The following is a 13,510-nucleotide window of genomic DNA, read 5'->3' as shown; positions in this document are numbered from 1 at the left end:
TGCCAGCTATACTGAATTTCAGATCAGAGACAGAGCAATAGAATCCAGCAGTCTACGACGGAGGCTTCGTTATGAGCGCCATGACGATCGAAGGCTGGTGCAAAACCAGCCCCGACCAAAAATCCACCCCAATAGGTGAAATCCATTTTTACGTCGATGTGCCACTTCGTCAGCGCCTGGAGCAGGCTGAAGAACACCTGAAGAGTTCCCATGGGCCTGAAGCCATGGTTGATGTCGACATGAGCACTCTGGATTTGAAACTGCCAGAGGGATTCGACCCCTTGTCCGACTGCCAAATGCGCGTCTATTTGCACCTCGATCGTGGTCAATACCATTTGGTTGGGCACCGCGCGAGCGATGGTAGCTTGATCTATAGCAACGCGGTTTTGATTGATCAGCAGATTTAGGGAACCGCTGGAAAAACGGAGTATGGGATCGTCATCATTTGGCGAATCTGAAATGGATCAAGATTCGGGGTCGTCGTCCTTCCAGGGCGCCGACAGATAACGCGTGCGGTTGAAGGTCTCGAGCCACTCAGGGCTGAACACCACCAGCGCGCTCACCACCATGCCGTTGATGAACGCCTCGGGAAAAATGATCAACCACAGGTAACCGACAAAATCTTCCAGCCAATACGGCATGGCGAACCGTTCGTCGTACCACAACAACGTCAGCGCCAGCACCAGGCACAGCAATGCTGAAAGGGCTGCGGCGAAGAAACCGGAAACGAAGATATACACGAAGAGATTTCGTGGCTGCGCGCGCTCCACCGCTATCGCACAGCATTCAGTGATCAACACCGGCAACAAAATGAACAGCGTGCCATTGACCCCCATGGCCATCAGGTCCTGACGCCCCAGCAACACCAGGCCTGCCTGCGCCACCAGACCGCCGACGATTGCCAGCGGCCAGTCCAGCAACAGCGTCACCGCTGTCATGCCGATGAAGTGATAGGACACGCCGGTATCGAAGTCCCGCCGCACCAGCCACAGCATGAACAGCGCGAACACCGTACCGAACAGCAGATGCTGGCGACGATTGTCGGTGAACAACTCGACCCAGGGTGCGCGCACGACGGCCCAGAGTAATACCGGTATGTAGATCAACCACCCCACGTTCAGGGTCTGGGATGACAATAACTCGGCACCGATCATGGCTGGGCCCACTCCCCTGTCTTTCCGAAAGAGAAAGAGCCTCAGTCTACACCGCCCTTCACCGCCCCTTCGACCTCAAGCCCAATGACGTGGATCGTTCATCACCGCTTCATGTTCGGCAAACAATTTGGGAAGCTCGGCCTTGAGAAAATCCACCCAGGTGCGGACCTTGGCATCGAGAAAACGCCGTGATGGATACAGCGCATAGACATTGCGCTCGCGCAATCGCCAGGTCGGCAATACACGCAACAAGGTGCCATCGCTCAAGGGCCGTGTGGCGGTGTGGAAAGGCAGCAGGCTGATGCCCATGCCGGCCTCCGAGGCCTTGACCATCGACTCGGCGACATTGCACTGGAAGGTCTTGGCAGGACTGATGGCATGTTCACCGTGTTCGTCCTGGAATACCCATTGATCGCCATACAAGGGATCAAGCAGGCGCAGGCATTGATGCTCGTTCAGCGCCAGCGGTTGCTGTGGAATGCCCTTGCGGCGCAGGTAGTCTGCGGAGGCGCAAGGTACGCTGTAGATCTGTCCGAGGGCCTGGGCGACCAATTGCGAATCGGGCAGTTCGGGGGCGATCGAAATCACCACGTCGTGCCCCTCCTCCAGTGGATCGGGATTGCGCTGGGACAAGGTCAGTTCGAACACCACGTCGGGATATAGCTCGCTGTAGCGGGCGATCAGAGGCGTGATCAGTACGCCCAGGCCGTTCATGCTGTGCACCCGCAGGCGCCCGGCGGGGTTGATATGCGCGCCACGGGCCTCGGCCGTCGCCTCGTCCATTTCTTCGACGATCTGCCGGCTGCGCAACAGGAATCGCTCGCCTGCTTCGGTCAGGCTCAGGCGTCGCGTGGTGCGTTGCAGCAGGCGTGCCTGGAGATGTTCTTCCAGGTCCGCGACCAATCGGGATACCTGCGCCGTGGACAGATCCAGCGTGTCGGCCGCGGCGGTGAAACTGGCGCAGTCCACCACACGGATGAACACGCGCAAGTTGTTAAGCAAATCCATAAGCCCCCCTCGGGCGAAAATACTGTTCATTGCGAGAAACCTGCAGGAGCAAGCTTGCTCGCGATGGAGGTCAACGATGACGCGGGGAGCCTGACACCCGCGCAGCTCTCAGGTTTTTCGCGAGCAAGCTCGCTCCTACAGTTGCGACTATTACATTTTGCGTAACGCTGCATCCGCCGTTGGCCCCTTTATCCACGGGTGCCGAAGACTAAAATCAACTCATCGAAACCCACGCGGAGCACGCCAGCATGAAAACGTTGATCAGCCTGTTTCTGGCCGTCATCGCCACCTCGGCCATGGCCGCTGACAACGAGCCTCTCGCTGTCTTGTACAACCCCGCGCAGCCGCTGGACATCGCCAAGGTGGTGTCTGTTTCGGACACCGCGACCGCCTGCGGGGTTGTGCCGGCGACCATGGTGTATGTCGATCATCAGGGCCAGACCCGGCGGGTGACGTACAACGTCATCGGCGATTGCACCAGCAACCTGTGATTCGCCGCTGCACTCAGAGCAGCGTCCAGGTGTAGCTGAGGATCAGGCGGTTTTCATCGATATCACTGCGGTAATTGGACCGCGCCATCGCATTACGCACGCGGATCCCCAGGCCTTTGAGGCTGCCGCTCTGCAGCACATAGCCGATGTCCAGGTCGCGCTCACGGTCCTTGCCCTCATACCCCTTGCCGGTATCGACATTGTTGCCGCTGATGTAGCGCAGGGTACTGGTCAAGCCCGGTACACCCAGGGCCGCGAAGTCGTAGTCGTAACGTGCCTGCCAGGAACGTTCATCGGTGTAGGCGAACTCATAGGTGGGCACCTCGTTACCCAACGGTGAGATGTTGGCGAATACCCGCGGGAACGCGCTGTCGCCAAACATGCCCTGATAGCCGACATAAAAGGTGTGGCCGCCACGTTTGGCCGACAGCAACGAGTAGAACGCCTGGTTGTCGATGTTGCCCAGCAGTTTTTTGCCGTCCTCGCGCGAATCGAAGTAGCCGAGGTTGGCGCCGAGGATCCAGTCACCCACGGGTTCGCTGTGCTTGAGGCCGAGGAAGCGCTGGTTGTAGATGTCCTCCAGTTGCCCGTACCAGGCGCTGACCGAGGTGCGCTTGTCGTTGAAGGCATAATCGCCACCGGCAAAGTTGAACCCGTCACTGCTGACCTGACGTTGCGGCACATGCCCGAGCATCGCCTGCATTTTTTCATCACCCGCCTCGTTGCGCAGGCTGGTTGAACTCAGGTGTCCGCCCTGCAAGGTCAGACCATTGATCTCACTGGAGGTGATGCTTGCACCCTGGTAACTCGGCGGCAGCAGGCGAATATCACTGAACACCAGTACCGGTAGATTGGGTTGCAGCTCACCGACTTTCAGCTCGGTTTTCGAGTAACGCATCTTCAACGCGCCTTCCAGACGGCTGTAATTGTCCGCTGCGCGACCGTCGTCCTGCACCGGCAGCAAGCCGGTATTCACCCGGTCCGGGCTGCTGTCGAGCTTGAGACCCAGCAAGCCGATGACATCCACACCAAAGCCGACGGTGCCCTGGGTGTAACCGGACTTCACGTTGAGGATGAAGCCCTGGGCCCACTCCTCGGCCTTCGATTGCTGGTTGGCGCCGACGATGTCGGAGTAGTCGCGGCTGAAGTAGTAATTGCGTGCCTGCAACGTTGCGGTGGTGTCTTCGATAAACCCGCTCTCGGCGGCCATAACGCCTGTGGAAAAACCCGAGACGACAGCCAGGGACAACGCCGTACCCGTTGCTTGGAGATTCTGCTTCATCGTTTTTCTCTTATTGTTATTGATCGACTGATTGAACAGCCTCAGTTGCAGTGGATTTACGAAGGAGATCGGGACGACGGGCGCTTAACAGCACATGGGTGACCATGCCGAAAATCAGACCCCAGAACGCGGCGGACAAGCTGAACAGCGACATGCCTGAAGCGGTGATCAAAAAGGTCACCAGCGCGGCTTCGCGGTCGCTCGGCACGGCCATCGCCCCCGTCAGCGCCCCGGCAATGGCAGCAAACAGCGCCAGCCCCGCCAACGCCGCAATCAGCTCTTTGGGGAACGCAGAAAACAGCGAAACCAACGTGGCGCCGAAGATGCCCAGCACCAGGTAGCACAAGCCCCCGACAACGCCGGCCACGTAGCGCTTGCGCGGATCCTCGTGAGCCTCTCGACCGGTGCAGATAGCCGCCGTGATCGCGGCCAGGTTCAGTCCATGGCAACCAAAGGGGGCCAGCAGCGCGGTGCCCAATGCGCTGCTGGCGATGATCGGGCTCGCAGGCGTTTGGAAACCACTGGCACGCAGCACGGCCATGCCCGGCACGAACTGGCCGGTCAGCGCCACCATCACCAGTGGCAAGGCGATGTTCAGCGTCGCGCCCAGGCTGAACTGGGGCGTGATCCACACCGGCGTAGCCAACCCGATGACCAATGCCTCGCGATGCAGATCACCGCTGAACGCGGCAATCGAACAGCCCGTCAGCAACACCAGCATCACCGCGTAACGTGGCATCACCCGCTTGCCGATCAGATAGGCCGCGAACATCGCCAGCACCAACAACGGCTTGTGCTGCATCGATACGAACAGCCCGGTGCCGAAGCTGAACAGGATCCCGGCCAGCATCGCCGCCGCAATCGCGGCGGGCAGTTTGCTGATGATCCGGTCGAAAGCCCCCGAGACCCCGACCACAAAGATGATCAGGCTGCTGACCAGATAAGCCCCCACCGCTTCTGCCATGGAAATTTCAGGCAACAACGCCACCAACAACGCCGAACCAGGCGCCGACCAGGCGATGATGACCGGAACGCGATAGCGCAGGCTCAAACCGATGCCCAGCACGGCGCTGCCGATGGAGATCGCCCAGATCCAGGACGACAACAGTTCCCGCGGCAGATGGGCCGATTGCGCCGCCTGAAAGATGATCACCAAGGGCCCGGCATAGGAAATCACCGTGGCGATAAAGCCGGCGACAGCGGCTGACAGGGAGAAGTCCTGGATAAACGCCTTCATGACTCAAGCGCCCGTCGGCGACAGCGTTGGGCTGACAGCCATGGCGCTGCGCCGGTTGCTGATCGCGAACACGGTCATGGCGAGGGCCGCCACGGCACCCGGCAAGGCAAATGCCATGAAGTTCAGTTGCAGCGGCAGGCTGATGCCGAGCAAGGCGCCACCCAGCAGGGGACCGACGATGGCACCGTTGCGGCCGATACCCGACGCCCAGCCCAGGCCAGTGGAACGAATGGTCATGGAGTAGAACTGCGCGGCGCAGGCGTACAGCAGAATCTGCGAGCCGATGGTGGTGGCGCCAGCGATGGCGATCAGCAGGTACAACACCGGCATCGGGCTGTTGAAGCCCAACAGGGTGATCGACACCGCCGCCATGGCGAAGAACACCGACAGCACCCGCGGCAGATTGAGCTTGTCACCCAGTACTCCGCCGCCGACCGCACCGAAGATCGCCCCGAAGTTCAGCACCAGCAGGAACGACAGGCTCGAGCCCAGGCTGTAACCGGCGTTGGCCATCAGTTTAGGCAGCCACGAACTCAAGGCGTAGACCATCAGCAGGCAGCAGAAAAACGCCAGCCACAACATCAGCGTACGCAGTGCACGGCCTTCGCGGAACAACTGCAACACCGGGGTGCCCGTGCCCTTCACTTCACTCATGTGCAACTGATCATCGGTCTGTGCGACGTAAGCCGGGTCGATGCGCTGGAGAATGTTGCGGGCTTCTGCAGTGCGCCCCTGGCGCAGCATGAAACCCACCGACTCGGGCAGGAAGTACATGATCAGCGGCAACAGCAGCAACGGCAGGACCGCCACGTAGAACACCGACTGCCAGCCGAAACTCGGGATCAGCACGATGCCCAGCCCGGCCGACAGCATGCCGCCCACCGAGTAGCCACTGAACATGATCGCCACCAGGGTGCTGCGGATCTTTTTCGGCGCGTATTCGTTCATCAACGCCACGACATTGGGCATCACGCCACCAATGCCCAGCCCAGCAATGAAACGACAAATCCCAAACTCGGCGGGGTTGCGGGCGAACCCGTTGAGCACGGTGAAACCACTGAAGAGGATCACGCAGAGGGTGATGGCTTTCTTGCGCCCGATCCTGTCCGACAGCGGGCCGAAGAACAGCGCGCCGAACATCATGCCGAACAATGCATAACTGCCCAGTGCACCGGCTTGCAGAGGACTGAGCCCCCACTCTTTCATCAGCATCGGCAAGACCACGCCGTAGATCACCAGGTCGTAACCATCGAAAATGATGATCAGGGCACACCAGAACAGCACCATCCAGTGGAAGCGGTTGAATCGAGCGTTGTCGATAACCTCATGTACGTCGATCTTGCGCATGGCGTTCATCTCATGTTTTTGTTTTTTTAAGGGCGGCGGCAGCACGGCTCACGTCCGTACAGCCGAGGGTAGAGTCACCAGGCGCGGGTCAATATCCGCATTGCGCAGACCACTATCCGTTTTGTGCAGCGCCCTGGACCGGGCTTGGGAGCGAGAGGATTTGCTCCTCTCCGATAAACTGTCTTCTTTACAATCACATTTGAGCGCTAAGCTTGGGCGTATGGATGATTCAGATTACTTACGCCTGCTGACCATTGCGGCCGAGCAAGCCAACGCGTTCCTGTCCAATGCCCGCAAATGGGAGCGCGAGCGTTGGGTCTGCCAACGCCTGCTGCAGGGCCTGAACATTCCCTACCGTGCCGACGAATTCGCCCCGGCCGGGGAGCCGCCGGATGTATTGTTCCGCGACGCCAGTTTCGAGGTGTTCTTCGTGCTCGACGAGGGCCGGCGCCTCAATGATGAATGGCGCGATGAACTGCAGCGGCGGCGCAGCGCGTTCTCCCTGAGCCAGCTGGTACGGCGCGAGGCCAAGCCCCGGCGCATACCTGCCAACGAGTTCTTGCTGCGCCTGGCGCCGACCTTGCGCAAAAAAGCGCACAACTACAAAGAACGCGGCATGGACCTTGGCGAGCTGGACATCATCGCCTTCGCCAGCCTCAAGCGCGAAGTACTGGACCTCAACAGTCATTTCCCGCCGCCCACCGAATACCTGCGCCAGGGCTGGCGCTCGCTGTCGCTGGTGGGCCCGACCTTCGCCCGCGTGCTGTTCGCCCATCCCGATGCGCCGGATTTCCTGCGCAGCAACCTGGGACGCAGCATTGTGTTCGACGTTGGAATCAGCCTGTGAGCCCATTGCAGGAACTGATTGCCGAAGTCCCGCAAACCGGCCGCGTACGCTGGATAGGCGTGCGCCCGGAACGTCACGCGCCGATGATCGAACTGGATGCCGTGGAGGCTCGACTGGAGGCGGGCCTGACAGGCGATCGCGCCCGACCCGGCATCCGCAATGCACGGCAAGTGACGCTGATCCAGTGGGAACACCTGGCGGTGATCAGTTCGCTGATGGGCCGCCCGGACGATCAGCCGGTCAAGCCTGAAGATTTGCGGCGCAATCTCGTTATCAGTGGGATCAATCTGTTCAGCCTCAAGGGCCGGCGCTTCCGCATCGGCCAGGCGATTTTCGAAACCACCGGATGGTGCCAGCCCTGCGCACGCCTGCAAGCCAACCTGGGCCCCGGGACGTTTCAGGCGGTGCGCGGACATGGCGGAATCACCGCCCGGGTGTTACAAAGTGGCATCATTCGCCTGGACGACAGGGTGAGCGTCGAGCCCATTCCGGACAGCGGCTATGCTCCGTTCAACGTTCGTTAAATCAGCCTGTAGCTTCTACACCTTCAGCAACGTCTACCTGACGAGGCCTTTATGACCAGCCGCCTGAACCCCGACGACCAAAAGCATGTCGAAGAGTACCTGCAGTTGTCCCAACACCGAGTCGAGCGCCGGCCTTTCCGGCCGTGGATGCTCCTGGTGCTGGTATTGGCAGTGACCATTGGTCTGGGCCTGCTGAGCCGACTTATCAGTTACCTGACGCTATGAGCTGCTTCGCGCTCGCTTGGGTAACCACACCGATTTCCTTTAGCCTTGTGAGTTATCCCCATGTCCCATCGTATTGTCATTGTCGGCGGCGGCGCCGGCGGTCTGGAGTTGGCTACCCGTCTGGGTAAGACTCTGGGCAAACGCGGCACGGCCAGTGTGATGCTGGTCGACGCGAACCTGACCCATATCTGGAAACCGCTGCTGCACGAAGTCGCGGCCGGGTCACTGAACTCTTCCGAAGACGAACTCAACTATGTTGCCCAGGCCAAGTGGAACCACTTCGAGTTCCAGCTGGGGCGCATGAGCGGGCTTGATCGCGCCAATAAAAAAATCCAGCTGGCCGCCACTTATGATGAAGCCGGTCTGGAACTGGTGCCGGCCCGGGAAGTGCATTACGACTCGCTGGTGATCTCCGTCGGCAGTACCACCAACGATTTCGGCACCCTGGGCGCGGCGCAACACTGCCTGTTCCTGGATACCCGCAAACAGGCCGAGCGCTTCCATCAGCAGTTGCTCAACCACTACCTGCGTGCACACGCAGGGCAGACCGACAGGGTCGAGCAGATCAGCGTCGCCATCGTCGGTGCCGGTGCCACCGGGGTCGAACTGGCCGCCGAGCTGCACAACGCCGCCCATGAACTGGCGGCCTACGGCCTGGACCGGATCAAACCGGAAAACATGCACATCACCCTGATCGAAGCCGGCCCCCGAGTGCTGCCGGCCCTGCCGGAGCGGATCGGCGGGCCTGTGCATAAAACCCTGGAAAAGCTCGGGGTCAACGTCATGACCAATGCGGCCGTCAGTGAAGTGACCGCCGACAGCCTGATTACCGCGGATGGCAAAGTGATCAACGCCAGCCTGAAAGTCTGGGCCGCCGGGATCCGTGCACCGGGGTTCCTCAAGGACATCGATGGCCTGGAAACCAACCGCATCAATCAGCTGCAAGTGCTGCCGACCCTGCAAACCACCCGCGACGAGAACATCTTCGCCTTCGGTGACTGCGCGGCCTGCCCGCAACCGGGTTCCGATCGCAATGTGCCGCCGCGCGCCCAGGCTGCGCATCAGCAGGCGTCGTTGCTGGCCAAATCGCTGAAGTTGCGCATCGAAGGCAAGGCGCTGCCGGAGTACAAGTACACCGACTACGGGTCGCTGATCTCGCTGTCGCGTTTTTCGGCTGTGGGTAACTTGATGGGTAACCTGACCGGTAGCGTGATGCTGGAAGGCTGGCTGGCGCGGATGTTCTACGTGTCGTTGTATCGCATGCACCAGATGGCGCTGTATGGGCCGTTTCGCACGGCGATGCTGATGCTGGGCAGCAAGATTGGTCGCGGGACCGAGCCGCGCCTGAAGCTGCACTGATTTAAAACCTGTGGGAGCGGGCTTGCTCGCTCCCACATTTGTTTTTGCAGTGTTCTGGAAATTTTCGCAGGCAAAAAAAAATCCCCGTATCTTTCGACACGAGGATTTTTAATATGGTCGGGGTAAGGGGATTCGAACTCCTGACATCCTGCTCCCAAAGCAGGCGCGCTACCGGACTGCGCTATACCCCGGTAAAAAAAAGGCGACCTAACCAAAGAGCCGCGGCTGAAGCTGCACTGATTTAAAACTGTGGGAGCCAGCCTGCTGGCGATAGCGTCGAATCAGTCACCATCGATGTTGACTGACATGGCGCCATCGCCAGCAGGCTGGCTCCCACATTGGTTTTGCAGTGTTCTGGAAATTTTCGCAGGCAAAAAAAATCCCCGTATCTTTCGACACGAGGATTTTTAATATGGTCGGGGTAAGGGGATTCGAACTCCTGACATCCTGCTCCCAAAGCAGGCGCGCTACCGGACTGCGCTATACCCCGGTAAAAAAAAGGCGACCTAACCAAAGAGCCGCGGCTGAAGCTGCACTGATTTAAAACTGTGGGAGCCAGCCTGCTGGCGATAGCGTCGAATCAGTCACCATCGATGTTGACTGACATGGCGCCATCGCCAGCAGGCTGGCTCCCACATTGGTTTTGCAGTGTTCTGGAAATTTTCGCAGGCAAAAAAAATCCCCGTATCTTTCGACACGAGGATTTTTAATATGGTCGGGGTAAGGGGATTCGAACTCCTGACATCCTGCTCCCAAAGCAGGCGCGCTACCGGACTGCGCTATACCCCGGTAAAAAAAAGGCGACCTAACTAAAGTCGCCTTCTTCGATCAGCGCTTTTGGCCTCTGATCTTAAGATTCGATTCCAGCGCTAACTGGTTTCAAAAATGGTGGGTCGTGTGGGATTCGAACCTACGACCAATTGGTTAAAAGCCAACTGCTCTACCAACTGAGCTAACGACCCAAAAATGGTCGGGGTAAGGGGATTCGAACTCCTGACATCCTGCTCCCAAAGCAGGCGCGCTACCGGACTGCGCTATACCCCGGCTTGAAATTGGCTCCGTGACCAGGACTCGAACCTGGGACCCAATGATTAACAGTCATTTGCTCTACCGACTGAGCTATCACGGAACTACACATTTCAATTTACAACTTTGTAGCTTTACTGCGTTCTCTTCGACCCGTTCGCATCGCTGCGTTCGTGTGTCTGAGGCGCGCTATTCTACAATCTTCAGCACCTCTGTCAACCCCCTAATTTGCATTCAAGTTAATGATTTGCAACTTATTTTAGATTCCTGCCTGAAGCAGAAACCCTGGCGGGTGACTTACTGCGGGGCGCACTTTACAAGCCTTTTCCTTAGAGTTCAACAGCCTGAATGAAAAAAAGGCCTCGTTGTGCGAGGCCTTTTCGATTTTGCTGCGGTTACGGATCAGACGAAGACGATTTCGTCGTTTTCCACCACGCCCTGAGCGGTGTCACCCGGCATGAATCGACCGGAAAGGATCAACTGCGCCAGCGGGTTCTCGATCCAGCGCTGTATAGCCCTCTTGAGCGGCCGTGCGCCGTACACCGGGTCGTAGCCGACCGCGATCAGCTTATCCATGGCCTCGGGGCTCAGTTCAAGCTTCAGCTCCCGCTCGGTCAGGCGACTGCGCAGGCGACCCAACTGGATCTCGGTGATGCCAGCAATCTGATCCCGCGCCAAAGGCTCGAAGATCACCACTTCGTCGACCCGGTTGATGAACTCCGGCCGGAAGTGGCTGGAAATCGCATCCATCACCGCCGCGCGCTGCGCCTCACGATCACCCACCAGTTCCTGGATCTGCACCGAACCCAGGTTGGAGGTCATGACAATCACGGTGTTCTTGAAGTCCACCGTGCGGCCATGGCTGTCGGTCAAGCGACCGTCTTCCAGCACCTGCAACAGGATGTTGAACACATCCGGGTGCGCCTTCTCGACTTCGTCCATGAGGATCACCGAGTATGGCTTGCGACGCACCGCCTCGGTCAGGTAACCGCCCTCCTCGTAACCGACGTAGCCTGGTGGCGCACCGATCAGGCGAGCCACGGAATGTTTCTCCATGAACTCGGACATGTCGATCCGCACCATCGCCTCTTCGGTATCAAAGAGAAATTCAGCCAGCGCCTTGCACAGCTCGGTTTTACCGACACCGGTCGGGCCGAGGAACATGAACGAGCCGCTCGGGCGATTCGGGTCGGACAACCCGGCGCGGGAACGCCGCACCGCGTTGGACACGGCCACCACCGCTTCGTCCTGGCCGATCACACGCTGGTGCAACAGGCTTTCCATCTTCATCAGTTTTTCGCGCTCGCCTTCGAGCATTTTCGACACGGGAATACCGGTCCACTTCGACACGACTTCGGCGATCTCTTCTTCAGTCACCTTGCTGCGCAGCAACTGGTTTTCAGGTTTTCCATGCTGGTCGACCATTTGCAGGCTGCGCTCCAGGTCCGGGATCACCCCGTACTGCAACTCGGCCATGCGGTTCAGGTCGCCTTTGCGGCGAGCGGCTTCCAGTTCCTGACGGGACTGTTCGATCTTCTGCTGGATTTGCGCAGAACCCTGAACCTCGGCTTTTTCCGAGTTCCAGATTTCTTCCAGGTCCGAGTACTCACGCTCGAGGCGGGCGATTTCTTCCTGGAGTTTTTCCAGGCGTTTCTTCGCTGCGTCGTCGCTTTCTTTCTTCAGCGCCTGGGATTCCACCTTCAGCTGGATCAAACGTCGTTCCAGGCGGTCCAGCACCTCCGGCTTGGAGTCGATCTCCATGCGGATGCGGCTGGCGGCCTCGTCGATCAGGTCGATGGCCTTGTCCGGCAACTGCCGGTCAGTGATATAGCGATGGCTGAGCTTGGCCGCCGCAATGATCGCGCCGTCGGTGATCGCCACCTTGTGGTGGACCTCATAGCGTTCTTTCAGGCCGCGCAGGATGGCGATGGTGTCTTCTTCGCTCGGCTCGTCCACCAGCACTTTCTGGAAGCGTCGCTCAAGGGCGGCGTCCTTCTCTATGTATTGACGGTACTCGTTGAGCGTGGTGGCACCGACGCAGTGCAGTTCGCCACGCGCCAGGGCTGGCTTGAGCATGTTGCCCGCATCCATCGAGCCCTCGCCTTTACCGGCGCCGACCATGGTGTGCAGTTCGTCGATGAACAGGATGATCTGCCCTTCCTGCTTCGACAGCTCGTTGAGCAGGGATTTCAGGCGTTCTTCGAACTCACCGCGATACTTGGCACCGGCAATCAATGCCCCCATGTCCAGAGACAGCAGGCGCTTGCCCTTGAGGCCGTCCGGCACTTCGCCATTGATGATGCGCTGGGCCAGGCCTTCGGCGATGGCGGTCTTACCGACGCCAGGTTCACCGATCAGCACCGGGTTGTTCTTGGTGCGGCGTTGCAGCACCTGGATAGTGCGACGAATTTCATCGTCACGGCCGATTACCGGATCGAGCTTGCCCTCCTCGGCACGCTTGGTCAGGTCGACGGTGTATTTGTCCAGGGCCTGGCGCGCTTCCTCGTGGTTAGCGTCATTGACTGCCTCACCGCCACGCAGGTTGTTGATCGCGTTTTCCAGGGCTTTCTTGCTCACGCCCTGGCCGAGCAACAGCTTGCCGATCTTGCTGTTCTCGTCCATGGCGGCGAGCAGCACCAGTTCGCTGGAAATGAACTGGTCGCCCTTTTGCTGGGCCAGGCGATCGGCCTGGTTGAGCAGGCGCGCCAGATCCTGCGACATGTTCACGTCGCCGGTCGGATTCTGAATTTTCGGGAGCTGGTCGAGCTCTTTGGTCAGCTCTTTACGCAGGCTGTTGACGTCGAAGCCCACCTGCATCAGCAGGGGCTTGATCGAGCCGCCCTGTTGCTCGAGCAGGGCTTGCATCAAGTGCGCCGGCTCAATGGCCGGATGATCGAGACCGACGGCCAGGGATTGGGCATCGGACAACGCTAACTGCAATTTGCTGGTTAAACGGTCTATACGCATGGGTCACCTTCCTTTTGAGCAGGCCGGACCTATAAAACATCCT

At 59.3% G+C, this 13,510-nt stretch carries 12 protein-coding genes and 6 tRNA genes; 6 read left to right on the top strand and 12 right to left on the bottom strand.

The features are described 5' to 3' along the window. Positions 1–71 precede the first annotated feature (71 nt). Positions 72–407: a hypothetical protein gene (locus NPS56_RS10620; RefSeq protein ID WP_274074562.1), complete on the top strand. Its 336-nt coding sequence runs from the start codon at positions 72–74 to the stop codon at positions 405–407. Between the two features lie 57 nt (positions 408–464). Here the strand turns inward: NPS56_RS10620 and NPS56_RS10615 are convergent, their stop codons facing one another. Both NPS56_RS10615 and NPS56_RS10610 read right to left on the bottom strand, forming a co-directional pair. Further along, on the bottom strand, positions 465–1,154 hold the full coding sequence (locus NPS56_RS10615; protein ID WP_274074561.1) for an energy-coupling factor ABC transporter permease: 690 nt from the start codon (positions 1,152–1,154) through the stop codon (positions 465–467). A gap of 75 nt (positions 1,155–1,229) precedes the next feature. Further along, positions 1,230–2,162, bottom strand: a complete 933-nt coding sequence (locus tag NPS56_RS10610; protein ID WP_274074560.1) for a LysR family transcriptional regulator — start codon at positions 2,160–2,162, stop codon at positions 1,230–1,232. A gap of 248 nt (positions 2,163–2,410) precedes the next feature. On the opposite strand from NPS56_RS10610, the gene NPS56_RS10605 reads away from it, so the two are divergent. Continuing rightward, a complete protein-coding gene (locus NPS56_RS10605) occupies positions 2,411–2,653 on the top strand; it encodes a DUF2790 domain-containing protein (RefSeq protein ID WP_274074559.1) in 243 nt (80 codons plus the stop codon). 13 nt (positions 2,654–2,666) lie between these two features. Here the strand turns inward: NPS56_RS10605 and NPS56_RS10600 are convergent, their stop codons facing one another. The 3 genes from NPS56_RS10600 to NPS56_RS10590 are packed head-to-tail and all read right to left on the bottom strand — an operon-like array spanning position 2,667 to position 6,519. Next, on the bottom strand, positions 2,667–3,935 hold the full coding sequence (locus NPS56_RS10600) for an OprD family porin (protein WP_274074558.1): 1,269 nt from the start codon (positions 3,933–3,935) through the stop codon (positions 2,667–2,669). Between the two features lie 16 nt (positions 3,936–3,951). Next, positions 3,952–5,172 (bottom strand): benzoate/H(+) symporter BenE family transporter, encoded by a 1,221-nt coding sequence (locus NPS56_RS10595; RefSeq protein ID WP_274074557.1) that lies wholly within the window; start codon positions 5,170–5,172, stop codon positions 3,952–3,954. Between the two features lie 3 nt (positions 5,173–5,175). Then, entirely contained in the window at positions 5,176–6,519 is a 1,344-nt protein-coding gene (locus tag NPS56_RS10590; protein ID WP_274074556.1) for an aromatic acid/H+ symport family MFS transporter, read from the bottom strand. Between the two features lie 220 nt (positions 6,520–6,739). Here NPS56_RS10590 and NPS56_RS10585 point away from each other — a divergent pair, with 220 nt between their 5' ends. Genes NPS56_RS10585 through NPS56_RS10570 form a run of 4 tightly spaced genes read left to right on the top strand, consistent with a single transcriptional unit; the run spans position 6,740 to position 9,474 of the window. Further along, a complete protein-coding gene (locus NPS56_RS10585) occupies positions 6,740–7,366 on the top strand; it encodes a DUF1780 domain-containing protein (RefSeq protein ID WP_007970534.1) in 627 nt (208 codons plus the stop codon). Continuing rightward, positions 7,363–7,890 (top strand): MOSC domain-containing protein, encoded by a 528-nt coding sequence (locus tag NPS56_RS10580; protein ID WP_274074555.1) that lies wholly within the window; start codon positions 7,363–7,365, stop codon positions 7,888–7,890. The genes NPS56_RS10585 and NPS56_RS10580 overlap by 4 nt, the downstream gene beginning before the upstream one ends. A 51-nt stretch (positions 7,891–7,941) precedes the next feature. After that, positions 7,942–8,115 carry a DUF3094 family protein gene (locus NPS56_RS10575; protein ID WP_007996394.1) on the top strand — a complete coding sequence of 58 codons (174 nt, stop codon included), beginning with the start codon at positions 7,942–7,944 and terminating at the stop codon, positions 8,113–8,115. Between the two features lie 60 nt (positions 8,116–8,175). Beyond that, entirely contained in the window at positions 8,176–9,474 is a 1,299-nt protein-coding gene (locus NPS56_RS10570) for an NAD(P)/FAD-dependent oxidoreductase (protein ID WP_274074554.1), read from the top strand. A gap of 114 nt (positions 9,475–9,588) precedes the next feature. Here the strand turns inward: NPS56_RS10570 and NPS56_RS10565 are convergent. From NPS56_RS10565 to clpB, 7 genes are all read right to left on the bottom strand, one after another. Beyond that, positions 9,589–9,665, bottom strand: a tRNA-Pro gene (locus tag NPS56_RS10565). Positions 9,666–9,887: 222 nt separating this feature from the next. Continuing rightward, a tRNA-Pro gene (locus NPS56_RS10560) sits at positions 9,888–9,964 on the bottom strand. A gap of 222 nt (positions 9,965–10,186) precedes the next feature. After that, positions 10,187–10,263, bottom strand: a tRNA-Pro gene (locus NPS56_RS10555). A gap of 97 nt (positions 10,264–10,360) precedes the next feature. Then, positions 10,361–10,436: transfer RNA gene (locus NPS56_RS10550), tRNA-Lys, on the bottom strand. Positions 10,437–10,441: 5 nt separating this feature from the next. Then, positions 10,442–10,518, bottom strand: a tRNA-Pro gene (locus tag NPS56_RS10545). A 9-nt stretch (positions 10,519–10,527) separates the two neighbouring features. Beyond that, positions 10,528–10,603: transfer RNA gene (locus tag NPS56_RS10540), tRNA-Asn, on the bottom strand. Positions 10,604–10,902: 299 nt separating this feature from the next. Next, the gene (gene clpB / locus NPS56_RS10535) at positions 10,903–13,467 is read right to left on the bottom strand and encodes an ATP-dependent chaperone ClpB (protein WP_274074553.1); all 2,565 of its coding nucleotides are present in this window, start codon (positions 13,465–13,467) and stop codon (positions 10,903–10,905) included. Positions 13,468–13,510: the final 43 nt, after the last annotated feature.

It is taken from the genome of Pseudomonas putida, from assembly GCF_028682635.1.
Lineage (GTDB): Bacteria > Pseudomonadota > Gammaproteobacteria > Pseudomonadales > Pseudomonadaceae > Aquipseudomonas > Aquipseudomonas putida_AE.
Note: the sequence above shows the minus strand (reverse complement) of the source record. Positions and strands in the feature narration are given on the sequence as shown.

Coding starts and splice junctions, on each gene's coding strand:
- NPS56_RS10615 (WP_274074561.1), bottom strand. CDS start 1,154: ATGATCGGTGCCGAGTTATTGTCATCCCAGACCCTGAACGTGGGGTGG.
- NPS56_RS10570 (WP_274074554.1), top strand. CDS start 8,176: ATGTCCCATCGTATTGTCATTGTCGGCGGCGGCGCCGGCGGTCTGGAG.
- clpB (WP_274074553.1), bottom strand. CDS start 13,467: ATGCGTATAGACCGTTTAACCAGCAAATTGCAGTTAGCGTTGTCCGAT.
- NPS56_RS10595 (WP_274074557.1), bottom strand. CDS start 5,172: ATGAAGGCGTTTATCCAGGACTTCTCCCTGTCAGCCGCTGTCGCCGGC.
- NPS56_RS10620 (WP_274074562.1), top strand. CDS start 72: ATGAGCGCCATGACGATCGAAGGCTGGTGCAAAACCAGCCCCGACCAA.
- NPS56_RS10590 (WP_274074556.1), bottom strand. CDS start 6,519: ATGCGCAAGATCGACGTACATGAGGTTATCGACAACGCTCGATTCAAC.
- NPS56_RS10600 (WP_274074558.1), bottom strand. CDS start 3,935: ATGAAGCAGAATCTCCAAGCAACGGGTACGGCGTTGTCCCTGGCTGTC.
- NPS56_RS10605 (WP_274074559.1), top strand. CDS start 2,411: ATGAAAACGTTGATCAGCCTGTTTCTGGCCGTCATCGCCACCTCGGCC.
- NPS56_RS10575 (WP_007996394.1), top strand. CDS start 7,942: ATGACCAGCCGCCTGAACCCCGACGACCAAAAGCATGTCGAAGAGTAC.
- NPS56_RS10585 (WP_007970534.1), top strand. CDS start 6,740: ATGGATGATTCAGATTACTTACGCCTGCTGACCATTGCGGCCGAGCAA.
- NPS56_RS10610 (WP_274074560.1), bottom strand. CDS start 2,162: ATGGATTTGCTTAACAACTTGCGCGTGTTCATCCGTGTGGTGGACTGC.